Source organism: Lichenihabitans sp. Uapishka_5, assembly GCF_033947565.1.
Lineage (GTDB): Bacteria > Pseudomonadota > Alphaproteobacteria > Rhizobiales > Beijerinckiaceae > Lichenihabitans.
In genome coordinates this window covers 57,136-79,988 of record NZ_JARPVX010000009.1, presented here as the reverse complement: position 1 = coordinate 79,988, position 22,853 = coordinate 57,136, and the positions used below count along the sequence as shown (strand labels likewise).

The 22,853-nt window shown below is 68.1% G+C and carries 19 protein-coding genes and 1 tRNA gene; 13 read left to right on the top strand and 7 right to left on the bottom strand.

The annotated features are described in order from the left end of the window. Positions 1–11 precede the first annotated feature (11 nt). Entirely contained in the window at positions 12–902 is an 891-nt protein-coding gene (dapA, locus tag P7D22_RS06155; protein WP_319933336.1) for a 4-hydroxy-tetrahydrodipicolinate synthase, read from the bottom strand. 205 nt (positions 903–1,107) lie between these two features. Here dapA and P7D22_RS06150 point away from each other — a divergent pair, with 205 nt between their 5' ends. After that, entirely contained in the window at positions 1,108–3,369 is a 2,262-nt protein-coding gene (locus P7D22_RS06150) for a lytic transglycosylase domain-containing protein (protein ID WP_319933335.1), read from the top strand. Then, positions 3,369–4,253 (top strand): alpha/beta fold hydrolase, encoded by an 885-nt coding sequence (locus P7D22_RS06145; protein WP_319933334.1) that lies wholly within the window; start codon positions 3,369–3,371, stop codon positions 4,251–4,253. Before P7D22_RS06150 ends, P7D22_RS06145 begins: the two co-directional genes overlap by 1 nt. Here the strand turns inward: P7D22_RS06145 and P7D22_RS06140 are convergent. Continuing rightward, positions 4,250–4,882 carry a glutathione S-transferase family protein gene (locus tag P7D22_RS06140; RefSeq protein ID WP_319933333.1) on the bottom strand — a complete coding sequence of 211 codons (633 nt, stop codon included), beginning with the start codon at positions 4,880–4,882 and terminating at the stop codon, positions 4,250–4,252. The two genes, P7D22_RS06145 and P7D22_RS06140, sit on opposite strands and share 4 nt — an antisense overlap. 141 nt (positions 4,883–5,023) lie before the next feature. Between P7D22_RS06140 and P7D22_RS06135 the strand changes: the two genes are divergently transcribed. After that, positions 5,024–5,101, top strand: a tRNA-Pro gene (locus P7D22_RS06135). Positions 5,102–5,217: 116 nt separating this feature from the next. Beyond that, complete coding sequence (locus tag P7D22_RS06130) at positions 5,218–5,490, top strand: hypothetical protein (protein ID WP_319933332.1); 273 nt, start codon at positions 5,218–5,220, stop codon at positions 5,488–5,490. Positions 5,491–5,527: 37 nt separating this feature from the next. On the opposite strand, the gene P7D22_RS06125 is transcribed toward P7D22_RS06130, so the two are convergent. Then, on the bottom strand, positions 5,528–6,667 hold the full coding sequence (locus P7D22_RS06125; protein WP_319933331.1) for a ceramide glucosyltransferase: 1,140 nt from the start codon (positions 6,665–6,667) through the stop codon (positions 5,528–5,530). A gap of 626 nt (positions 6,668–7,293) precedes the next feature. On the opposite strand from P7D22_RS06125, the gene dnaE reads away from it, so the two are divergent. After that, complete coding sequence (gene dnaE / locus P7D22_RS06120) at positions 7,294–10,752, top strand: DNA polymerase III subunit alpha (RefSeq protein ID WP_319933330.1); 3,459 nt, start codon at positions 7,294–7,296, stop codon at positions 10,750–10,752. After that, complete coding sequence (gene thiL, locus P7D22_RS06115) at positions 10,749–11,741, top strand: thiamine-phosphate kinase (RefSeq protein WP_319933329.1); 993 nt, start codon at positions 10,749–10,751, stop codon at positions 11,739–11,741. Before dnaE ends, thiL begins: the two co-directional genes overlap by 4 nt. Positions 11,742–11,748: 7 nt before the next feature. On the opposite strand, the gene P7D22_RS06110 is transcribed toward thiL, so the two are convergent. Beyond that, positions 11,749–13,191, bottom strand: a complete 1,443-nt coding sequence (locus P7D22_RS06110; RefSeq protein WP_319933328.1) for a phosphatase PAP2 family protein — start codon at positions 13,189–13,191, stop codon at positions 11,749–11,751. 146 nt (positions 13,192–13,337) lie between these two features. Continuing rightward, positions 13,338–13,577 carry a GCG_CRPN prefix-to-repeats domain-containing protein gene (locus P7D22_RS06105; RefSeq protein ID WP_319933327.1) on the bottom strand — a complete coding sequence of 80 codons (240 nt, stop codon included), beginning with the start codon at positions 13,575–13,577 and terminating at the stop codon, positions 13,338–13,340. Between the two features lie 287 nt (positions 13,578–13,864). Here P7D22_RS06105 and P7D22_RS06100 point away from each other — a divergent pair, with 287 nt between their 5' ends. Next, complete coding sequence (locus tag P7D22_RS06100) at positions 13,865–16,000, top strand: sodium-translocating pyrophosphatase (protein ID WP_319933326.1); 2,136 nt, start codon at positions 13,865–13,867, stop codon at positions 15,998–16,000. Positions 16,001–16,063: 63 nt separating this feature from the next. On the opposite strand, the gene P7D22_RS06095 is transcribed toward P7D22_RS06100, so the two are convergent. Further along, a complete protein-coding gene (locus tag P7D22_RS06095; RefSeq protein ID WP_319933325.1) occupies positions 16,064–16,501 on the bottom strand; it encodes an outer membrane protein assembly factor BamE in 438 nt (145 codons plus the stop codon). A 166-nt stretch (positions 16,502–16,667) separates the two neighbouring features. Here P7D22_RS06095 and P7D22_RS06090 point away from each other — a divergent pair, with 166 nt between their 5' ends. From P7D22_RS06090 to P7D22_RS06065, 6 genes are all read left to right on the top strand, one after another. Beyond that, positions 16,668–17,213 (top strand): ubiquinol-cytochrome C chaperone family protein, encoded by a 546-nt coding sequence (locus P7D22_RS06090; RefSeq protein ID WP_319933324.1) that lies wholly within the window; start codon positions 16,668–16,670, stop codon positions 17,211–17,213. Continuing rightward, on the top strand, positions 17,210–17,758 hold the full coding sequence (locus tag P7D22_RS06085) for a YceD family protein (protein WP_319933323.1): 549 nt from the start codon (positions 17,210–17,212) through the stop codon (positions 17,756–17,758). The genes P7D22_RS06090 and P7D22_RS06085 overlap by 4 nt, the downstream gene beginning before the upstream one ends. A 229-nt stretch (positions 17,759–17,987) precedes the next feature. Next, entirely contained in the window at positions 17,988–19,073 is a 1,086-nt protein-coding gene (plsX, locus tag P7D22_RS06080; RefSeq protein WP_319933362.1) for a phosphate acyltransferase PlsX, read from the top strand. An 87-nt stretch (positions 19,074–19,160) separates the two neighbouring features. Continuing rightward, the gene (locus P7D22_RS06075; RefSeq protein WP_319933322.1) at positions 19,161–20,150 is read left to right on the top strand and encodes a beta-ketoacyl-ACP synthase III; all 990 of its coding nucleotides are present in this window, start codon (positions 19,161–19,163) and stop codon (positions 20,148–20,150) included. A gap of 226 nt (positions 20,151–20,376) precedes the next feature. Further along, complete coding sequence (locus P7D22_RS06070; RefSeq protein WP_319933321.1) at positions 20,377–20,712, top strand: integration host factor subunit alpha; 336 nt, start codon at positions 20,377–20,379, stop codon at positions 20,710–20,712. A 3-nt stretch (positions 20,713–20,715) separates the two neighbouring features. Continuing rightward, positions 20,716–21,150, top strand: coding sequence for a MerR family transcriptional regulator (locus P7D22_RS06065; RefSeq protein WP_319933320.1), 435 nt, complete (start codon positions 20,716–20,718; stop codon positions 21,148–21,150). Positions 21,151–21,219: 69 nt separating this feature from the next. Here P7D22_RS06065 and P7D22_RS06060 read toward each other — a convergent pair whose 3' ends face one another. Then, positions 21,220–22,626 carry a class II 3-deoxy-7-phosphoheptulonate synthase gene (locus P7D22_RS06060; RefSeq protein ID WP_319933361.1) on the bottom strand — a complete coding sequence of 469 codons (1,407 nt, stop codon included), beginning with the start codon at positions 22,624–22,626 and terminating at the stop codon, positions 21,220–21,222. Positions 22,627–22,853: the final 227 nt, after the last annotated feature.

Below are 22,853 nucleotides of genomic sequence, written 5' to 3'. Positions count from 1 at the left end.
GCCTCACCTCATCAGCGGTCGAGGAGCCCGGCATGGCGCAGCGCCACGCGGATCGCCTCCTGCGTCGGACCGCTTACCGGCACCATGGGCAGACGCACCTCCGCCGTCATGCGACCGAGAACCGAGAGCGCATATTTGGGGCCGGTCGGGTTGGGTTCAAGGAACAACGTGCCGTGCAGCGGCACCAGCCGGTCCTGCAGCTCCAGCGCCGTGGCGTAGTCGCCCTTCAGGCAAGCCTCCTGCAGGGCGGCGCAGAGCTTCGGCGCCACGTTGGAGGTTACCGAGATGCAGCCGTGCGATCCGGCCGCCATGGCGGCGAGAGCCGTCATGTCCTCGCCCGACAGCTGGATGAAGTCCGGGCCGAGCGTCGCACGCTGGGTCGACACGCGGGCCACATTGCCGGTCGCGTCCTTCACGCCGACGATGTTCTTCAGCGCATAAAGCCGCGCCATCGTGTCGATCGTCATATCCACCACCGAGCGCGGCGGGATGTTGTAGATGATGATCGGAATGCCGACCGCGTCGTTGACGGCCTTGAAGTGCTGGAACAGCCCCTCCTGGCTCGGCTTGTTGTAATAGGGCGTCACCACCAGCACCGCGTCGGCGCCGCTTTTTTCGGCATGGCGGGCGAGGTCGACCGCCTCGTGGGTGTTGTTGGAGCCGGCGCCCGCGATCACCGGCACGCGACCGGCCGCCTCGGCGATGCAGATCTCGACCACCCGCTTGTGCTCGGTGTGTGACAAGGTCGGGCTTTCGCCCGTGGTGCCGGTCGGCACCAGGCCATGCGTGCCCTGCTCGATCTGCCAGGCCACATGGCCCCGGAAGGCATCCTCGTCCACGACGCCGTTCTTGAACGGCGTCACGAGGGCTGTGATCGAACCCCGGAAGGTGGCAGTCGACATCAGTGATCCAGCTCCGATCGCTTCGGAGCCCGCCCGGCAAGGGCGCCGTATCGCCGCCGCATTGCCGTGGCTTCTCGCCCGAAGTGCGTGGTCTAGCCTCTGCCGGACGACCTGAAAAGGGCCAAAGGTCGCATCGAGAGGTGGTTAAGTCTTCGTATACGGGGATGGGGCACTCTCGGGTGACGATCGAGCGACGAGGTTTGTCTTGAAGCTTTCCCCACGCAACATGACGCTGGCCATGACCCTCGGCGTCGCGGGGCTGGCGGGGCTGTCGCTGCCGGCGCGGCACTGGCTCAACGGCAAGCTTCCGCATAGCCGGGTCGCCCACGACCTGAACACGCCCGCGGGCCACGGCGCCACGATCGCGGTGGCGCCGCAGCCGATCGCCCCGGCGCCCACCGCTGGGCCTGACGGGCGCTTCGCCCTTGCCCCCGCGGCCCAGGTGGCGGCGCCATGGGCCAGTGTGGCGCTCGACGGGTTCGTCGCACTGGCGCCGCAGGCAGCCGAGCACGCCGAGGGCTTCGAGCGCGCCAGCCTGGCGGTGCCGCCCCGCGGCGGCGCAAGCGCGGCGCCGGCGGATTTCGCCAGCGCCCACCAGGCGATCGCGCTGTATCGCAAGGGCAATGTCGCGGCCGGCGACGAATTCGCCAAGCCGATCGCCGACCCGCAGTTGCGCACGGCCGTCGAGTGGGTGGCGCTGAAGTTCGATCCCCGCGAGGCCGGCCTCACGCGCCTCAAAGCCTTTGCGGCCAGTCACGCCGATTGGGCCACCCTGCCCTGGATCCGGCGGCGCATCGAGGAAATGTCGGTTTCGACCCTGCACGACCCGAATGCCGTGGTGGATTGGTTCGGCACCGCGAAGCCGACGACGCTGTTCGGCCGCCTGGCGCTGGCGCGCGCCGAGATCGCGCAAGGCGATTTCCTCACGGGCGTGGCGGCTGTGCGGGCCATCTGGCGGGTCGAGGACATCTCGACCAGCGAGGAAGCCGATATTCTGCGCGAGTTCGGCCCCGTGCTGGGATCGGCCGACCACAAGCGCCGGGCCGACCGCCTCCTCTACAAGGAGCAGGTGCAGCCGGCCCTGCGGGCGGCCGCACTGGCCGGACCCGACGTCAAGCTTCTGGCCATGGCCCGCGCGGCCGTCATCGCCCAAGGGGCGCCCGGCCCCATGCAGGCCGCCATCGCGGCCGTTCCCAAAACCCTGGCCGACGACCCCGGCCTCCTGTTCAACCGCATCCAGAAGGCCCGCCGTGCCGGCGACGTCGCGGCCGCCGCGAGCCTGATGGCCAAGGCTCCCACCGATCCGTCCGTGCTGGTCAATGGCGACGAATGGTGGGTGGAGCGTCGCCTCGTGGCCCGCAAGCTGCTCGACAACGGCGACCCCCGTGCCGCCTTCCAGCTTTGCGCCGACCACGCCGCCTCCTCCGACACCTCGACCATCGAGGCCGAATTCCATGCCGGCTGGATCGCGCTGCGGTTCCTCGACGATCCCGCGACCGCAGCCACGCATTTCGCCAAGGCGGCCAATGTCGCCGAAACGCCGATCTCGGCGGCGCGCGCAGCCTATTGGCAGGGCCGCGCCGCCGAACAGGCGGGCGACGCCACGGCAGCCAACCGGTTCTATGCGGCAGCCGCCAACCAATCGATCTCGTTCTACGGGCAGCTGGCCTCGAGCCGCCTCGGCCGCGACACGCTGGCGTTACGCCAGCCCGCCGACGTGGCCGTGGCCGACGACCGCCGCGAAGCGATCCGCGCCGTCGAACACCTGTATGCCCTCGGCGAGCGCGACATCGCGCTGTCGCTCGCGTTCGATGTAGCCCGCAGCGAGCCGCTCGACTCCCAGGTGGCGGCGCTGGCGGCCATCCTGGTCAAGGCCGGCGACGCACGGGGCACGCTTCTGGTCGGCAAATACGCCACCCAGCGCGGCTTGGCGCTCGACGAGAGCGCTTTTCCGACCTTCGGCATCCCGGGCTACCAGCCTTTGACCAACTCGGCCGACCGGGCCGTGGTCTATGCGATTGCGCGCCAGGAAAGCGAATTCGACCAGCGCTCGGCCTCGGCGGCCGGCGCCAAGGGCCTGATGCAGTTGATCGGCTCGACGGCCCGGATGACCGCAACCAAGCTCGGCGTCAGCTACGACGACGCGCGTCTCGTCAACGACGCCGCCTTCAATGCGCAGATCGGCGCCGCCCATCTGGGACAGCTGCTGGCCGAGCAGCGCGGCTCCTATATCCTGACCTTTGCGGCCTATAACGCCGGCTCCGGCCGGGTGAAGGAATGGATCGACGCTTATGGCGACCCGCGCCGGCCGGGCGTCGACCCCGTCGACTGGATCGAGCGCATCCCCTTCACGGAAACCCGCAACTACGTGCAGCGGGTGTTCGAGAACATGCAGGTCTATCGCCGCCTGTTCGGCGAAACCGACAAGCTGACGGCGGAAGCCGACCTGGCGCAGCGCAAGAGCTGATGGGCACCGACCCGGTCAGTCATTTCATTCAGGTCCGCGACGGACTGCGGCTGCACGCCCGCCTGCACGGCGAGCCCGACGATCGGCGGCTGCCCGTCGTGTGCCTGCCGGGATTGTCACGCACCGCGGAGGATTTCGACCGCCTGGCCCGGCACCTCGCGGCGGAAGGGCGGCGCGTGCTGGCGCTCGATTATCGCGGGCGCGGACTGTCGGCCTGGGACCCCGAGCCGCGGAACTACGACCTGCAGGTCGAGTCGAACGACATCGCCGACGTGCTGACGGCGCTCGGGATCACCCGCGCGACCTTTGTCGGCACCTCGCGCGGTGGCCTGCACATCATGCTGCTCGGCGCGCTACGGCCGGCCTTCCTGGCCGCGGCCGTGCTGAACGACATCGGCCCGGTAATCGATCCGGCAGGGCTGACGCGCATCAAGGGCTATATCGGCAAGGCGCCGCCCCTCCCCGACTGGGATGCCACCCTGGCGGCGCTCAAACGCATCGGCGCCGGTCATTTCACCGACCTCGACGAGGCCGAATGGCGGGCCTATGCGGAGCTGACCTTCCAGGAAAAGGACGGCCGCATCGTCGGGCGCTACGACCCCGGGCTGATGGTCAATCTCGCCGCGATGGACCTCGACAAAGTGCCCGAGCTTTGGCCGCAGTTCGACGGCCTCGCGGCCTTGCCGCTGCTCGTGGTCCGCGGCGCCAACTCCGACCTGTTATCGCCCGCTACCGCCGCCATCATGCTGGCACGCCATCCCGGCGCCGCGCTCGTCACCGTGGCGGGCCAGGGCCACGCGCCGCTGCTGCGCGATGCCCCGACGATCGACCGCATCGCCGCCTTCGTGGCCCGCCAGGACGGCCAAGCCGGCCAAGTGGGTTAGGCTTCACCCCAAATCGTCATGACGCGCCGCACTGCCGGCCTCGCCTTCATGCGGGCCAGATGACCCGCCAGGGCCGGAGGCAGCGCGATATCGACCTGCGGCGCCCAACGCTCGACATAAAACAGCGCCGCATCTGCAATGCCCATTGGGTCGCCCTCGGCCCCGGATGCCACCTGCCGGTCGAGGATCTTGAACCCCGCCTCGACCATCTCGCGGCCCTTGGCCTTGGTGCCGGACTGTCCGAGCCCCAACGACTGATGCACCACATCCGGCGGCTCGAAATCGGCCGGCTTGAAGATGCGGCCGAACCCTTGGCCATGCACGGTGCCGACCGCGTATTCCAGGATCTCGAGCGCGCGTGCCTCCCCATCAGGGTCGGACGGCAGCAGCCCTTTGTTCGGGTTGGTACGGGCAAGCCAGAGCGCGATGGCGCTGAATTCCGTCAGCACGGATCCGTCGTCGCGTACGATGATCGGCACCTTGCCCTTGGGGTTGATGGTCGTGAAGGGCGGCTTATGAGTGTCGCCGCCCTCCACGTCGAGCTTCTCGCTCTCGTAGGGCGTGCCGATCTCCTCGAGCAGGACGTGGATGCCGATCGCGCAAGTGTGCGGACCCCAGTAGAACTTCATGGCACGATAAACCCTGCTGTATGGCCTCAGGCCACATGTCCACGGTGAACGCCCATTGGGGACCGTTGGTGCCGGCCCATGGACGTCACCGCGCAAAATCCATTGCGGCCCGCCCCGAACCTCCCTATACAGCCCCCACGTCGGAGTGTAGCGCAGCCCGGTTAGCGCACTAGTCTGGGGGACTAGGGGTCGTAGGTTCGAATCCTATCACTCCGACCATCATCGTCGGTGCCGGCCGACACGATCCATAACCTGTCGTTCATCATGGGGTCCGTTTTGCGGGAGCTCCGCCATGGCTTTACGCGTTGCGGATTGACCCGAACGACGGTGAGGTCATGCGGATTTTTCTGGTGTCAGCTTTGGCGGTCTTGGCCGCCTCGGGGGCTTCGGCCCAGTCCGTGATCGAGCTCGATGGGTCCCATCGGGCGGGATCGTCGGTCGCGCCGCCTTCGGTCGACGACGGCCGTGCCAACGGCATCCGCAAGGCGGCTGGCGCCCCCTCGGTGGGTGACGGGCGTGCCAATGGTGTGGTCAAGCCGGCGGGCGCGCCCTCGGTCGGCGACGGGGTGGCGAACGGCGTCGTGAAATCCACCACCGCCAACCAGTAGGCCCGGAGGCCACCTGATCGAACGGCCGGACGCGCGCCTATTTGGCCTCGAGGCTCGGCTTGTTTTCGCGCACGTCCATGGCGTTGCCACGCCACACGAACTCGTCGGCTCCCCAGCCCACCACGTGCAGCACCGGCAGCGACAGGTCGCGCAGCAACCAGATCAGCGGCGACGTCCAGGTGACGCGCCAGCCCGCCGCCACCGCGAGCTGCACTTCGGCCGCCATCCAGATGGCCGCCACCAACAGGCCGGCCAGCACCCCGCTGTAATCATAGGCCCAGGCCGCATAAGCGGTCGCCAGCACCGGCAGGGCGCAGCCGGTGAGGATCTCGAGCGCGAAGAAGGGTGGAAACGTCTTGCGGCGCAGCCGCGCCCAACGCATCTGCCGGGCCCACACCTCGTTGGCCGTGCGGCGCCCGAGCGGCTGTTCGAACGGCGAATCGACGAGGTGCACGTGCAGCCCATGCTGGCGCACCAGCTTGGTCGACGCCGCATCCTCGGCGATCTCGGCGCCGAGCGCCGCGATGCCGCCATGGGCGTTGAGGAAGTCGCGCCGCCACAACATCGTCTTGCCCTGGGCAAAGCCGAGCCCGAGCGCCTCGCCCACATATTGCCAGCGTGCCTGCAGAGTGTTGAGGAAGCCGCATTCCATCTCGGCCCAGAAATTGCCGGGTTGCGAGCCGATCGGCGTCGAGCACACGAGCCCCGTATCGGGCTTCCAGGCCGCAAGGCAGCGCTGGAGGTAGTCGCGCGGCATCAGCACGTTGGAATCGGCCATCACCACCCAGTCGTGCCGGGCGGCGTTCCACCCCTTGACGCAATTGTTGAGCTTGGGATTGGCGCTGATGCGGTCGTCGCCGAACAGGATCTGGCTCGGAACCGTCGGATAAGCCGCCATCAGGCGATGAACCAGCGGCACCACGGGATCATCCGCATCCGACACGCAGAAGATCACCTCATAGGCCGGGTAATCGAGCTCATAGGCCGAGCGCAGCGTATCTTCGGCGAAATTGTCGACCCCGCAGACCGGTCGGATCAGGCTGATGGCCGGCGCTGCGGCCGGGGGCGGCAGCGGCACGCGGCGTGCCGGACACCGGAACCGGGCAATGAGGGTGCTGCCGAGCTGCACGCCCGTCATCACGAAAGCGAAGATCGCGGCCGCGAGCCCGAAAGTCATTCCATCCCAGTCCTGTGCCATCCGCCAAGCGGTTGCGCCCCGCCGGCGGAGCCGGCCGTTCCTTCGCAGCCTTGGCGGCAACATGCAATCGCCGCCCAACCACGGCCTCGGGGCGGACGTCCGTGAACCTCTCCACACCACGCGCAACCGTCATTGCGAGCGCAGCGAAGCAATCCAGGGACCTCAGCGTAGGGCTGGATTGCTTCGCTGCGCTCGCAATGACGGGAGAGGACCCGCGTCATCGTCATTCTGCTTCGGCGATGCGAGGCTTGCCGCGACCAGCCGCAACGCCCAAGGGCACAGAGCTCGGTCCACACCATGTTCACCGAACATTAACCCTGGCGCACCCGAACCATCCACAGCCCAGCCGAGAACAAAACAAGAATTGCGGGGACAATCGGGATCCTGCTAGAACAAACGCAGAACGTTGATCTGCGGGAGTTCACCCATGCGCTTGCTGCTAAGCCTCGTCGAGGACACCCTGGAACTGGCCATGCTGGGCGCGCTTCTGTGCGCCATCGCCTGCGTGGCGCACGGCTGGCCGGGCCTGTGAAACATGGGGACGGCGTCGCGTCCCGCGGCACCAAGACCTCACCGAAGCCCGACGAAGGGCGTATCGTGCGGCCATGACGCTCGCGCTCAACGATCCCGGCTTCGTGCACCTGCACACCCACACGTCCTTCTCGTTGCGGGAAGGCGCGCTGACGATCGCCAAGCTGACCAAGCTGGCGGCGGCCGACCGCATGCCGGCGCTGGCCATCACGGACACCAACAACCTGTTCGGCGCGCTCGAATTTTCCGAAAAGCTCGCCAAGGAAGGCATTCAGCCCATCGTCGGCCTGCATGTGTCGGTCGATTTCGCCGATGCGGCGGCGCTGGGCGCCCGCAACGATTTCGGCCGCGCGGGCCGGGCGTCGGTGGTGCTGCTGTCGCAGAGCGAGGCCGGCTACACCAACCTGATGCGCCTCGCGAGCCAGGCCTTTCTGGACCCGGAGCCCGGCGAACCGGCCGGCTTGTCGCTCGCGCGGCTGGCGCATGACTCGGCCGGGCTGATCGCGCTGACGGGCGGCCCCACCGGGCCGCTCGACGGTGCGCTCCGGCTCGACCGGGCCGAGGCCGCGGCCGCGCGGCTGGAACGCCTGCTTGCCATTTTCGGCCCGGATCACCTTTACATCGAGCTGCAACGCCATGGCCTCGAGTCCGAGCGCCAGGTCGAGCCGCAACTGATCGACCTCGCCTACCGTCGCGACATCCGCCTCGTGGCCACCAACGAGCCCTTCTTCGCCGGCCTCGGCGACCATGAGGCCCATGACGCGCTGATCTGCATCGCCGAGGGCGCCGCCGTCGGCACGCCCGACCGCCGCCGCCTGACGCCCGAACACCGGTTCAAGCCGCGCGCCGAGATGGTGACCCTGTTCAAGGACCTGCCCGAGGCCACCGCCAACACGGTGGAGATCGCGCGGCGCTGCCATCACCGGCCCCGCACCCGCAAACCGATCCTGCCGCCCTTCACGACGCTCGACGGCACCCCGCTCGACGCCGATCTTTCGTTGCGCCAGCAGGCCGAAGCCGGGCTCGCGGTCCGCATCGAGGCGCACGGCATGGCGCCGGGCTTTACGACCGACGACTATCAGCGGCGGCTCGCCTTCGAGCTCGACGTCATCGTCAAGATGCAGTTCCCCGGTTACTTCCTGATCGTGTCGGACTTCATCAAATGGGCCAAGGGTCAGGACATCCCGGTCGGGCCTGGGCGCGGTTCCGGCGCCGGATCGCTGGTGGCCTATGCGCTGACCATCACCGACCTCGACCCGATGCGCTTTGCGCTGTTGTTCGAGCGCTTCCTCAACCCCGAGCGCGTGTCGATGCCGGATTTCGACATCGACTTCTGCCAGGACCGGCGCGAGGAGGTGATCGCCTATGTGCGGGAGCGCTACGGGCGTGACCGCGTGGCCCAGATCATCACCTTCGGGTCGTTTCTGGCGCGCGGCGTGCTGCGCAACGTCGGCCGCGTGCTGGAGATGAGCTTCGGCCAGGTCGACAAACTCGCCAAGCTGGTGCCGCAGAACCCGGCCAATCCGGTGACGCTGGCACAGGCGATCGAGGGCGAGCCGAAGCTGCGCGAGGCCGCCGACGAGGACCCCAAGGTCCGCAATCTGCTGCAGATCGCCGGCTCGCTCGAGGGGCTGTATTCCAACGCCTCGACCCATGCGGCCGGCATCGTGATCGGCGACCGGCCGCTGCACGAGATCGTGCCGCTCTACCGCGACCCGAAATCCGACATGCCGGCCACCCAGTTCAACATGAAATGGGTCGAGCCGGCAGGCCTGGTGAAGTTCGACTTTCTCGGCCTGAAGACGCTGACGGTGCTGAACGTCTGCATCAAGCTGATCGCCCTCAGGGGCATCGCGCTCGACCTGTCGGCGCTGCCGCTCGACGATGCCAAGACCTATGCGATGCTGGGCCGGGGCGAAACGGTCGGCGTGTTCCAGGTGGAATCCGCCGGCATGCGCAAGGCTCTGGTCGAGATGAAGGCCGACCGGTTCGAGGACATCATCGCACTGGTGGCGCTCTACCGGCCCGGCCCGATGGCCAACATTCCGGTTTATTGCGCCCGCAAGCTTGGCGAGGAGGAGCCGGTCTACATCCACGAGAAGCTCGAGCCGGTGCTCAAGGAGACCTTCGGGGTCATCATCTACCAGGAACAGGTGATGCAGGCCGCCCAGGTGCTGTCGGGCTATTCGCTCGGCGAAGCCGACATGCTGCGTCGCGCCATGGGGAAGAAGATCAAGGCCGAGATGGACGCCCAGCGGGAGCGCTTCGTCGATGGCTGCATCCGGAACGAGATTCCCAAGGCCAAGGCCGACGAAATCTTCGACATGCTGGCCAAATTCGCGGATTACGGCTTCAACAAGAGCCACGCCGCTGCCTATGCGCTGATCTCCTACCAGACGGCCTATCTGAAGGCGAACTTCCCGGTCGAGTTCCTGGCCGCCTCGATGACGCTCGACAAGAACAACACCGACAAGCTGTCGGAATTCCGCAACGAGGCGCAGCGGCTCGGCATCAAGGTGGAGGCGCCGTCGGTCAACCAGTCGGGTGTCGATTTCGAGGTGCCGCTCGGCGGTGCGCCTGCCATCCGTTACGCGCTGTCGGCCCTGAAGGGCGCCGGCGAAGGCCAGATGAAGGCGATCGTCAAGGCGCGTGGCGGCACGCCCTTCGCGGGCCTCGACGATTTCGCCCGGCGGGTCAGCCCGCGCGACGTCAACAAGAAGGCGCTCGAGACCCTGGTGGCGGCCGGCGCCTTCGACACCATTGAGGCCGACCGCGCCAAGGTCTTCGCGGCGACGGAAGCGATGCTGGCCCTCGCCAACCGGACCGCCGACGAGCTGCTGGCCGGCCAGAGCGCGCTGTTCGGCAACGAGGGCGCCAGCGCCCTCAGGCTGCCCAAGGTGGCGCCCTGGTCGCAGGCCGAGCGGCTGCGGCGCGAGTTCGACGCCATCGGGTTCTTCCTGTCGGGTCATCCGTTGGATGAATACAAGGATGTGCTGGTGCGGATGCGGGCGAAGCCCTGGGCCCAGGTGGCGCGCAGCGTCAAGGTGAGCGGCGCCGCCAGCGAGCGCGTCGCCGCCACGGTGCTGGACCGGCAGGAGCGGCGCACCAAATCCGGCAACAAGATCGGCATCGTCGAGATGTCCGACCCGACCGGGCAGTTCGAGGCGATCCTGTTCTCGGAAGCCTTGAACGACTACCGCGACCTGCTCGAGAAGGGCACGGCCGTGCTGGTGACCCTCCAGGCGACCGCCGACGGCGACGAGATCCGGGCCCGCATCCTGACGGTCGAGCGGCTCGACGAGGCGGCGGCTAGGGTGCAGAAGGGCCTGCGCATCCATGTCGGCGACGCCGAGGCGCTGCCCATCATCGCGAAGTCGCTGCAAACGCGCGGCGATCGCGAGATCTCGATCGTGATCGACCTCGCGAACCAGCGCCGCGCCGAAGTGCGGTTGCGCGATCGCTTCCAGGTTTCGGCCGAGGTGACGAGCCAGTTGAAGGCGACGGCCGGCATCCTCGCGGTCGACAGGCTGTGACCGAGGACGAACTCATCGCCACCTTGTTCGCGCCGCTCGCCGGACCGGGCGGCTTGGGACTGAAGGATGATGCGGCCGTCCTCAGTCCGGGCCCGGACGAGGACGTCGTCACCACGGTCGACGCCCTGGTGGCGGGCGTTCACTTCTTCCCCGACGACCCGCCCGAGGCCATCGCCGCCAAGGTGTTGGGGGTCAACCTGTCCGATCTCGCCGCCAAGGCGGCGGCGCCGGCCGGCTTCCTGCTGGCCCTGGCGCTGCCGGCGGGCTCGACCGAGGCCTGGCTCGAGGTTTTCGCGCGGGGGCTCGGCGTTGCGGCGGCCCGGCATGGCTGCCCGCTGCTGGGCGGCGACACGGTGCGGACGCCCGGTCCGCTCACCCTGTCGGTGACGGTCTTCGGCACGGTGCCGCGCGGTCGCATGCTGCCCCGCACCGGGCTGCGGCCGGGCGACGTCCTGTATGTGTCGGGCACGATCGGCGATGCCGCGCTCGGCCTGGCGCTGCGCACCGAAACCATGCCGGGCCTGTCGGCCGCGTTGAACGCCGGCCTGAGTGTCGAGGCGCAGGCGGTGCTCAGCGACCGCTACCTGTATCCCCGCCCTCGCCTCGCGCTCCGGCCTGCCCTACGGGCGCATGCGAGCGCCGGAATGGATGTGTCGGACGGGCTCGTCGGTGATCTGCGCAAGATGTTGGCGGCTTCCGGCGCCGGCGGCGTTATCCGTCTCGGCGCGGTGCCGTTATCGGACGCCGCCAGGAATGCCGTCGCCTGCGATCCGCGCGCCTGGGCGGAGGCCCTGACCGGAGGCGACGATTACGAGCTGCTGGTCGGAGTTCCGCCCGACGCGACGGCGGCCTTCGAGGCCGATGCCGCGCAGGCCGGCGTCGCCGTGACGGCAATCGGCACGGTGGGCGATCTTGTCGATGGCATCGCGTTGCTCGATGCCGCCGGACAACCGGCGCGGTTCGTGCGCGGGTCGTTCCAGCACTTTTGAGGGCTGCCTACTTGCCGGCCGCCGTCACAGTCGCGGCCGCCTTGGCGCCTGCCGCATAAAGGTTCAGCCGCGAATAAAGCCCAAAGGCCGAGCCGTCATCCAGAAATCCGCCGCCCGGGCCGAGCGTGTCGGTCAGGATCGCGTCGGCCTGGTCGGGCGTCAGGTTCGGAAAGGCCGTGGTCAGCAAATACCCGGCCTCCGGCGCCAGCTTGGCGACGTCCGGCCGCGTTGCGGCGGCCTTCGGGTACACCACCGGCAGGCCATAGGTCTGGGTGGCGGCGTAAAATGCTTCGGTGGCGGCGGGGTCACTGAAGCGGCCAGTGTCCTCGCGGGCGCAATCCGCCATCGTCTTGCCGCATGCGGCCTCGAGCGCCTTCGTGACATCGGCCCGCGCGGCCCTGACGGCGGCCTGGAAATCCGCCACGGCGGGGGCGTTCTTGTAGCTGCGGCCGAGATAGGCCGGGTCGTTGGCCAGGAGGTGTGCAAGATCGTAGGTCGCGAGGGTGCGGCCGCCGAGCACGTCCATGGCGTAATGGGCGCCCATCAGGATGCGGTCGTTGCCGTATTCGGCGCCGCGGGCGATCATCGCCGCGTACCGCTCCGGCACCAGCATCGCCAGCACCAGCGAGCCCATATACCCATAGGTGGTGTGGCCGCTCGGGTAGGATGGGCTGTTCTGCAGGTCCGAGATGGGCCCTTTATTATAGACGGTGTTGTCGGCCGGCACGCCGAAATAATCGCGGCTGACGATGGACGCCACGGACGGCTCGGTCTGGAACGGCCGGGAATCGCCGAAGGCATCCGCACCGGGCGTTCCGGCGATCTTGTTATAGGCCTTGCCGAACACGTCCGTGGTGCCGGTGTTGTCTTTGAGGATCTGCAGCGCCTCGTCGGTGACGGCCTTCTTGCCGTCCGTGGTGCCGTTGGCGAAGAAATACTTGCCGGCGTTGGAATCCGTGCCCGTGACCGCATTCGCATAGGCAATCAGATCGGCCACCGCCGGCGACAGGTTCGTAAAGCTGGAGCGGTCGCGGTAATGCGCCCGCGCCACATAGGCTGAGCCGAGCGTGGTGCCGAGCCCGTCGGCCAACTGCGCCAGGTTGCCATCGGTGATGAAGGCGTCCCTTAGGGCCTGCCCCTGCTGCTCCGCAAAAGGCAGAAGCGTCGCCTGCCGGACGGTGCCGGTCTGGATGCCGCCGGTGACGATGTAATTGGCCCCGAGGGCCGCCTTGCCGTCGTAGCTGTTGAGCAGCACCGACACCGACGCGAGCCCCTTCAGGACCGGCAGGCTGTAGCCTTGCGCGGTGTGCGGGGTGGCCGCGATGAAGGGCGTCTGCGAGCCCGTGACGGGTGGGGCCGGTGGCGGCTCGGCCGGCGTCATCTGGGCGTTGGCCGCGAGCGGCGCGGCGATCAGGAGAGCGGCCAAGCTCGTTGCCGTCGTCATACGCATGCGGGGGTCCTCATCAAGGCCGGGGTTGACGCAGCCATAAAGAGGGCGCGCGACCGGTCTGTGACAGGGGCCCCCACTGAGTAATCGTCCCGACGGGCCGGCTTCCAGCCGACCCGTGGGTCAGATTTCCAAGTCCGCCGCGAGGCTCAGCCCCAGCGGTGATACCCATAGGGGCTGTGCCAGCCATAGCCATGATGCCAGGCGCGATGCCAACCGTAGCCATAGCCCTGCGGGCGATGCCATCCATAGCCGGCACCGTTGGGTCGGCAGGCGCCGTAATAACCACGGTGGCCGAACGGCCCGCAGCCGCCCTGGGCCTGAGCCGGCGCCGCGGCCGCGAGCGTCAGCGCCGAAACCGCGAGACCGGCCAGAAGAAGCTTTTGCATGCAACACCTCCTACTTCGATGGGAAGACGATGGGCGCTTTGAACTGAACGCCCCTTGAACGGCGCCGTTCATCGCGGTTCATCGACCGCCCAGCCGGGCGGCCACCAAGCCCGGATCCAGGGCGCCGCACCGCCTCCCTGACGCCTGCGGAACACCGCGTTCCGCCAGCAGGAACATGCGTTGCGCACCCAAAGCCTTTCTGCCACCCTCGGGTTGCGGGATCACAAAACCCGAACGAAGGAACACGGTCTCGCGCGAGGAAACCTCCAACCAGGCGAGACGAAAGCGTGTCCTTATCCTTCATCATCCTGGCCGGCCTGTTGGCCTTGGCCTATGGCGGCGTCACGGTCCGGCAGGTGCTGGCCGCGGACGCCGGCACGCCGCGCATGCAGGAGATCGCCGCCGCCATTGCGGAAGGCGCCCAGGCCTATCTGCGCCGGCAATATCTGACGATCGCCGTCGTCGGAGTCGCGATCTTCGTCATCCTGGGCCTGTTGCTGTCGTGGCCTGTGGCGGCGGGATTTGCGATCGGGGCCGTGCTGTCGGGCGCGGCCGGCTTCATCGGCATGAACGTGTCGGTGCGAGCGAACGTCCGCACCGCCCAGGCGGCCACGCGGTCGCTCGCGGGCGGGCTCGACATCGCCTTCAAGGCAGGCGCCGTCACGGGCATGCTGGTGGCCGGTCTGGCGCTGCTCGGCGTCGCCGGCACCTATGCGGTCCTGACCGGCCCCATGGGGCTGCCGGGCGATAGCCGCGCGGTGATCGACGCCCTCGTGGCGCTCGGCTTCGGCGCCTCGCTGATCTCCATCTTTGCCCGCCTCGGCGGCGGCATCTTCACCAAGGGTGCCGATGTCGGTGCCGACCTCGTCGGCAAGGTCGAGGCCGGCATCCCGGAAGACGACCCGCGCAACCCCGCCACCATCGCGGACAATGTGGGCGACAATGTCGGCGATTGCGCCGGCATGGCGGCCGACCTGTTCGAAACCTATGCGGTCACGGTCGTGGCCACCATGGTGCTGGCCTCGATCTTCTTCGCCGGCTCGGCAGTTCTGGGCTCGGTGCTGCTCTACCCGCTGGCCATCTGCGCCACCTGCATCGTCACCTCGATCGTCGGCACCTATTTCGTGCGTCTCGGGCCGAACGGCTCGATCATGGGGGCGCTCTACAAGGGGCTGATCGCAACCGGCGGCCTGTCGGTGCTCGGCCTCGCGATCGCGACCCATTTCATGGTCGGCTGGGGCAGCATCGGCGTCGTCGGCGGCCGCACCATCACAGGCCTCGCTCTGTTCTGGTGCGGTATCGCGGGCCTCGTGGTCACCGGCCTCATCGTGGTCATCACCGAATATTACACCGGCACCGGCAAGCGGCCGGTGGTGTCGATCGCCCAGGCGTCCGTGGCGGGCCACGGCACCAATGTGATCCAGGGCCTCGCGGTGTCGCTGGAATCGACTGCGCTACCGGCGCTCGTCATCGTCGGCGGCATCATCGGCACTTACCAACTGGCGGGGCTGTTCGGCACCGCGATCGCGGTCACCACCATGCTGGGCCTCGCCGGGATGATCGTGGCGCTCGACGCCTTCGGGCCGGTCACCGACAATGCCGGCGGCATCGCCGAAATGTCGGGGCTGCCCAAGGAGGTCCGCCATGCCACCGACGCGCTCGACGCCGTCGGCAACACCACCAAGGCCGTCACCAAGGGCTATGCGATCGGCTCGGCCGGGCTCGGCGCCCTGGTGCTGTTCGCGGCCTATTCGAACGACCTCGGCTACTTCACCAGCCATGCCGAGGCCCTGCCGTATTTCCGCGACGTCGGCCCGGTCACCTTCGACCTGTCGAACCCTTATGTGGTGGCGGGCCTCATCTTCGGCGGACTGATCCCCTACCTGTTCAGCGGCATCGCCATGACGGCGGTGGGTCGGGCCGCGGGCGCCGTGGTGATCGAGGTGCGGCGGCAGTTCAAGGAAAAGCCCGGCATCATGTCCGGAACCGAGCGGCCGGACTACAGCCGCGCCGTCGACATGCTGACCAGGGCCGCCATCCGCGAGATGATCGTGCCCTCGCTGCTGCCGGTTCTGGCGCCCTTCGTGGTGTATTTCGGCGTGCTGTTCTTGTCGGGCTCGAAAGCGAGCGGTTTTGCGGCGCTCGGCGCCTCGCTTCTCGGCGTCATCGTCAACGGTCTGTTCGTGGCCATCTCGATGACCTCGGGCGGCGGCGCCTGGGACAATGCCAAGAAGTCGTTCGAGGATGGCTTCGTCGATCGCGACGGCGTGTGCCACCTGAAGGGTTCCGAGGCTCACAAGGCCTCTGTCACGGGCGACACCGTCGGCGACCCCTACAAGGACACCGCCGGCCCGGCCGTCAACCCGGCCATCAAGATCACCAACATCGTGGCGCTGTTGTTATTGGCGATCCTGGCCCATTGAGCGGCGCCACGATCGCCTGATCGCCTCACCCGCGTTGCCGGAAGCGACGCGGGTGATCCGACGTTACGAGCTGAAGCGCAGCAGCGAGCGGAACAGGTTCTTCAGGAAGCCCTGCTCGGCGCCGCCGGTCGGCGTCGTGCGGCTGACGAAGTCGATCACCTTGCCGTCTTCAAGGCCGTAATTGGCGACGCGCGTCACCTTCTTGGTCTTGTCGAAATACACCGCCACGATGTGCTGGTCGGTGACTTGCGGCGGCGAGAAAGCGAGCGGGCGATCGACCTTCTGGCTGATGTAATACCAGGCATCGCCACCGACCGTCGACGTGGTCGACGGCGTCCCGAGATTGGTCAACACCGTTTGGGCCGGGGTGCCGGGCTTGATCTGCCCAAGCTCGTAGGCATCCATCACGTAGCCGCGCTGGACCTCGCCATCGTAAGCGAGGCAGCCGCCGAGGCTTGCCGCAAGACCCGCCACCGCCACAAGGCGGCCCACCCGACCCATTGCCATCGTCGACCGTACCCCAGGTGGATCCAAACGCTTCGGCAGGCTCCTGCCGGTCCGGTGCCGATTTTTCTTGCATCCGGGCGGGGCGATGCCTAACCCCAGGATGGTGGAAAATCAAGCTTGCGCCGAGCCAACCCTGCGGTTCGCCCGACGCGGACCCTTCATGCGCCTTCCGTTCGCACGCTCCCGCCCGATCCGGGCCGCATCGGCCGCTGAGCCCTTGCATGACGCGCTGGTGGCGCAGATCCGCCAGCCGGTCTTCTACACCGATTTCGGTGTCCCCGACACCTTCGAGGGGCGCTTCGACCTCCTGGTGCTGCATGCGGCGCTGGCGCTGCGGCGGCTTCGGGATCTCGGCGACGACGGACGCGACCTCGCGCAGCGGACGGTCGACCTGATGTTTGCCCGGTTCGAGATCGCCCTTCGCGAGTCGGGCGTCAGCGACATCGGCATTCCCAAGCGCATGACGCGACTGGCCGAGGCCTTCAAGGGCCGCGCCGCCGCCTATGACGCCGCCCTGGCGGGCCATCGCCCCGAGGCGCTGGCCGAGGCCGTGAACCGCAATGTGCTGGGCGGCGCCGGGGATGGCCGTCCCCTCGCGGCCTATGCGGCCACGCTGGCGGCCGCTTTCGAGGGCGGCACGCTCGAAGACTTCCAGCAGGGCCGCCCGGCCTTCACCGCTCCCGATCGCTTCGCGAGGCCAGCATGACCCCGCCCGCCCCGTTGTTGTCGCGCCTCGTTCCCGTCGCGGTCCTGCCGCCGGGCGGCAAGGACGTGACCGTGGAGGCCGATGCGGCCGAGCGCGCCGCCCTGGCCAAGGCCTATGGGCTCGTCGAACTCAAGTCATTGGTGGGTCGCTTCACGCTGCGGCCCGCGGGCGCCTCCGTCAACGTTTCGGGCCGGGTCGCGGCGGCCGTGATCCAGACATGCACGGTCAGCCTCGACCCGTTCGACGCCATGGTGGAGGAAACGGTCGAGCTGCAGTTCATGCCACAGGGCGGCATCGAAGCTTGGCTCGCCCGCCATCGACCCGATCCCTCGCTCGATCTCGCCTATGATATCGATCCGCCGGACGCCATCGTGGACGGCAAGGTCGACCTCGGTGCCGTGACGGCCGAGTTCCTGGCGATCGGCCTCGACCCCTACCCGCGCAAGCCGGGTATCGGTTTCGAAGACCCCGAGGCCGCGGCCGCCGGCAAGGACCCTTCTCCCTTCGCGGTCCTGGCTCAGCTCAAGAAGGGGACGGAGGGCTGAGCGGCACGTCCGTCCGGCTCGAGGATGCGGCATCGACGACACACCCTGCCGCCTCCGGCCTTTGGAAGGCGTCGAGGTGGTATCTGCCGGGTGTACGGAGCGTTAAGACGCCGTAACCGCCGATGCCCGTGCTTTCGTCTTCGCTGAACCGTCCCGCCCTGCCGAGGCTCAAAACCCAACCGGCCCGCACCCCCGCGCGCGGCACCGGGAGACCCCGTCCTTGACACCAATCACCTCACAGCCGGGGCGCGCCGCCGGGGCGCCTGTGCGCATCGCGCTCGATGCCATGGGGGGCGATCACGGGCCGGCCGTGGTGCTCGATGGCGCCGCACGGGTGGCGGCGGCACGGGCGGACGTCACCTTCCTGGCCTTCGGCGACGAGGCCATCATCACGCCGCTGCTGCCCAAATGGCCGGGACTTGCCGGCCGCATGACGCTGCACCATAGCGACGTCGCGATCCGGATGGACGACAAGCCGAGCCAGGCTCTGCGCACCGGCCGGCGCGTGTCCTCCATGTGGATGGCCATCGAGGCGATCAAGCGCGGCGAAGCCGACGTGGCGGTTTCGGCCGGCAACACCGGCGCCCTGATGGCCATGTCGAAGGTCTGCCTGCGGACCATGCCGCAGATCGACCGACCCGCGATAGCGGCCCTGTGGCCGACGCTGCGTGGCCGCTCGATCGTGCTCGACGTCGGCGCCACCATCGGGGCGGATGCCCAGCACCTGGTCGACATGGCCATCATGGGAGCCGCCATGGCGTCGATCGTGCTCGACCTGCCGCGCCCGACCATCGGGTTGCTGAACGTCGGCGCCGAAGAAATCAAAGGCCTCGAGGAGGTCAAGGCCGCCGGCCGCCTGTTGCGCGAAGCGTCGCTGCCGCAGCTCGCCTACCATGGCTTCGTCGAGGGCGACGACCTCGGCCAGGGCACCGTCGACGTGGTGGTGACCGAAGGATTCACCGGCAACATCGCCCTGAAGACCGCCGAAGGCACCGCAAAGCAGATCGGCCAATATCTGCGCGAGGCCATGGGCAGCAGCCTGATGTCGAAGCTCGGCTACGTCCTGGCCCGCAAGGCCTTTGCGATCCTGCGCCAGAAGCTCGATCCGCGCCGCGTCAACGGTGGGGTGTTCCTCGGCCTCGACGGGCTTGTCATCAAGAGCCACGGCGGAACCGACGGGCTGGGCTTTGCCGGTGCGATCGAGATGGGCTATGAGATGGCCCATCACGACCTCCTCAGCAAGATCAGGACGTCGTTGAGCCTCGCTCAGGAGATCCGGGCGCCCGGCATGGCAGCAGGCGCCGAACCGTCGTGATCGACCGGACGGCCTCGGCCCCTTGATCGAGCCGGATGCCGTGGGCGGGCGCACCCTGAACGTCGCGCGCTTGGAATGGATAATCTTGTGACCCCGGATCGATCGACGCCCTATTCCGTGGTCCTCGGCATCGGGGGCCATCTCCCTGCCGAATGCGTCACCAATGCCGAGCTGGCAACCCGGGTCGACACCTCGGACGAGTGGATCCAGCAGCGCACCGGCATCACCCGCCGCTATATCGCCGGGCCCGACGAAACCACCTCGGTGCTGGCCACCGCAGCCGCCCGCAAGGCGCTCGCGGCCGCCGACCGGTCCCCAAGCGACATCGACCTCGTGATCGTTGCGACCTCGACGCCCGACTATACGTTTCCGGCCGTCGCAACGCAGGTTCAGGCGGCGCTCGGCATCACGGCCGGCGCGGCCTTCGATCTCCAGGCCGTCTGCTCCGGATTCGTCTTCGCGGTGGCGACGGCCGACAAGTTTCTTCGCTCGGGCTCGCATCGCTGTGCCCTGGTGATCGGCGCCGAAACATTCTCGCGCCTCGTCGACTGGGAAGACCGCACCACCTGCGTGCTGTTCGGCGACGGAGCCGGCGCCATGGTGCTGGAAGCCCGGGTCCAGCCGGAGGATGCCCGGCCGCGCGGGGTGCTCACCTCGCATTTGCGGTCCGACGGGCGCCACCGCGACAAGCTTCACACCACAGGCGGCCCGTCGAGCACGCAAAGCATCGGCCACGTCCACATGGAAGGCAAGGACGTGTTCCGCCACGCCGTCGGCATGGTGGAGGACGTGGTGCGGGCCGCCTTCGAGGCCACCGGCACCGGGCCGGCGGACCTCGACTGGTTCGTGCCCCACCAGGCCAACCGCCGCATCATCGATGCTTCGGCCACCAAGCTCGGCATTCCGCCCGAGAAGGTGGTGACCACGGTGCAGCTGCACGCCAACACCTCGGCCGCTTCCATCCCGCTGGCACTCGCCGAAGCGGTCGGCGACGGACGGATCGCGGCCGGGCATCTCGTGATGATCGAGGCCATGGGCGGCGGCTTCACCTGGGGCAGCGCCCTGATCCGCTGGTAAGCCGCCGCTTCCGCCGCGTGGCCGATCACAAAATTGCGCGCGATCGTTTTCGGCTTGCGGCGCTGCCTTAATCTTTGCCTTATGACTCGATGCGGCATGGCCGCTTGGCAGGACAGCCAACCCGAGCTAGATCGCACCGGGTACTCTAGGGGAGTACCTTGCGGCATCGAGCACGGGCGATGGTGGCCGGAGGTTTTGGGGTGAGGACGAGTTGGTGGCCAATGTGATGACGAAAAGCGGACGCTCAGCGGTGGGTCGCACCGTGACGCGGGCCGATCTGGCGGAGGCGGTCTACCAACGCGTCGGGCTGTCACGCAGTGAATCCGCCCAGCTGGTCGAGATGGTGCTGTCCGAGATGGCGGACGCGCTCAGCCGGGGCGAAGTCGTGAAGCTGTCGTCCTTCGGCTCGTTCGTGGTGCGTTCGAAGGGCGAACGCGTCGGGCGCAATCCCAAGACGGGCGTCGAGGTGCCGATCACGCCGCGGCGGGTCATGGTGTTCAAGCCCTCGAATATCTTGAAGGGCCGGGTCAACGGGCAGGTCGTCGAGGACGAGGACGACTGATCGATGGAGAAGGATGCCGACGCCTACAGGACGATCAGCGAAGTCGCCGAAGCGCTCGACATCCCACCGCACGTGCTGCGGTTCTGGGAAACCAAGTTCCTGCAGATCAAGCCGTTGAAGCGAGGCGGCGGTCGTCGTTATTACCGCCGCGCCGATGTCGACCTGCTGCGCGCCATACGGCGCCTGCTCTACGAGGACGGCTACACGATCCGCGGCGTGCAGCGCCTGCTGAAGGCCCAGGGCGCCGGCGCGGTTGCGGCCCTGCCGCCCGGACTGGCGCCTCCTCCGGACGCCGATCCGCCCGGCTTCGAGGATGCGACGACCGACACCCTTTCGACGGCCGACCTCATCGCCCAGCTCGCGGCCGACGTCGCCGCCTGCCGGTCCTTGCTGGCCGCGGCCCGGACGACCTCGCAGCCGCTATTGAGCACGCAATAATGTCTTGGTCGGCTGCTGCGGGACCGATCACCGCTTGGGCGGGAAGCCGGGCTCGCGCCCGGCCCCGTCCTATTCCGCCGCGACCTGCTGCGGCACGTCCCGCCGTTCCTTCTTCAACAGTTCCGCCACCATGAACGCCACCTCGATCGCCTGTTCGGCATTGAGGCGCGGGTCGCAATAGGTGTGATAGCGGTCCTGCAGGTCGGCATCCGAGATCGCCCGGGCGCCGCCCGTGCATTCGGTCACGTTCTTGCCGGTCATTTCCAGGTGAATGCCCCCGGCGTAGGTGCCTTCCGCCGCGTGAACCTGGAAGAACGAGCGGATCTCACCCATGATGCGCTCGAACGGTCGCGTCTTATAGCCGGTCGAGGCCTTGACGGTGTTGCCGTGCATGGGGTCGCAGGACCACACCACTGTGCGGCCCTCGCGCTCCACCGCCCGCACCAGGGCCGGCAGGTGATTCCCCACCTGGTCGGCACCGAAGCGGCAGATCAGCGTCAGTCGGCCGGCCTCGTTCTCCGGGTTGAGCAGGTCGACGAGCCGCAGCAGGCCGTCGGGCGTCAACGACGGACCACATTTGAGGCCGATCGGATTCTTGATGCCGCGGAAATATTCCACGTGCCCGTGGTCGGGCTGGCGTGTGCGATCGCCGATCCACAACATGTGACCCGAAGTGGCATAGGGGTCGCCGCTGGTCGAGTCGACGCGCGTCAGGGCCTGCTCGTAGCCGAGCAACAGCGCCTCGTGCGAGGTGTAGAAGTCGGTCTGCCGCAGCTCCTGATGCGATTCCGCATCGAGCCCGATGGCCTTCATGAAGCCAAGCGTTTCCGTGATGCGGCCCGCCAGCTCCTCGTAGCGGCTCGATTGCGGGCTATCCTCGACGAAGCCCAGCATCCAGCGATGCGCGTTCTCGAGGTTGGCATAGCCGCCGGTCGCGAAGGCGCGGAGCAGGTTCAGGGTCGCGGCCGACTGCCGGTAGGCATCGAGCTGACGCTGCGGGTCGGGAATGCGCGACGCCGCATCGAAGTCGATGCCATTGACGATGTCGCCCCGGTAGCTCGGCAGCTCCACGCCGCCGACCGTCTCGTTCGGGGCCGAGCGCGGCTTGGCGAACTGGCCGGCGATGCGACCCACCTTCACGACCGGCGATGCGGCCGCAAAGGTCATCACCACGGCCATCTGCAGGAACACGCGGAAGAAATCGCGGATGTTGTCGGCCGCGTGCTCGGCAAAGGCTTCGGCGCAATCACCGCCCTGCAGCAGGAAGGCGCGCCCCTGCGCGACGTCGCCGAGGGCGCGCTTCAGCTTGCGGGCTTCGCCGGCGAAGACCAGCGGCGGGAATTTGGCGATCTGACCTTCGACGGCAGCGAGTGCCGCCGCATCCGGATAATGAGGCACCTGCTCGACCGGAAACCCGCGCCAGCTCGCCGGCGACCAGGCCGAAGCCTGGGACGGGTTTGCGGCGGAACGTGACATGGTGCCGCGCCCATGCGTCTGGCGCTCGTCGGTCATCGGATGAACCTTTCACGGACCTGCGGAATAGCGGTCCGTCCCCTCCGGGGACGCGGCCTTATACACCACTGGCCCGCCCCCGCCACGCTCGTCATGGTTTGTTTGCCACAGCGTAAGGTTTCGGCAAGGTGGCGCCTTCATATCCATGCTTACGCCGCGATTGGCTGGCGAAACATCACCATTCCTTTCCG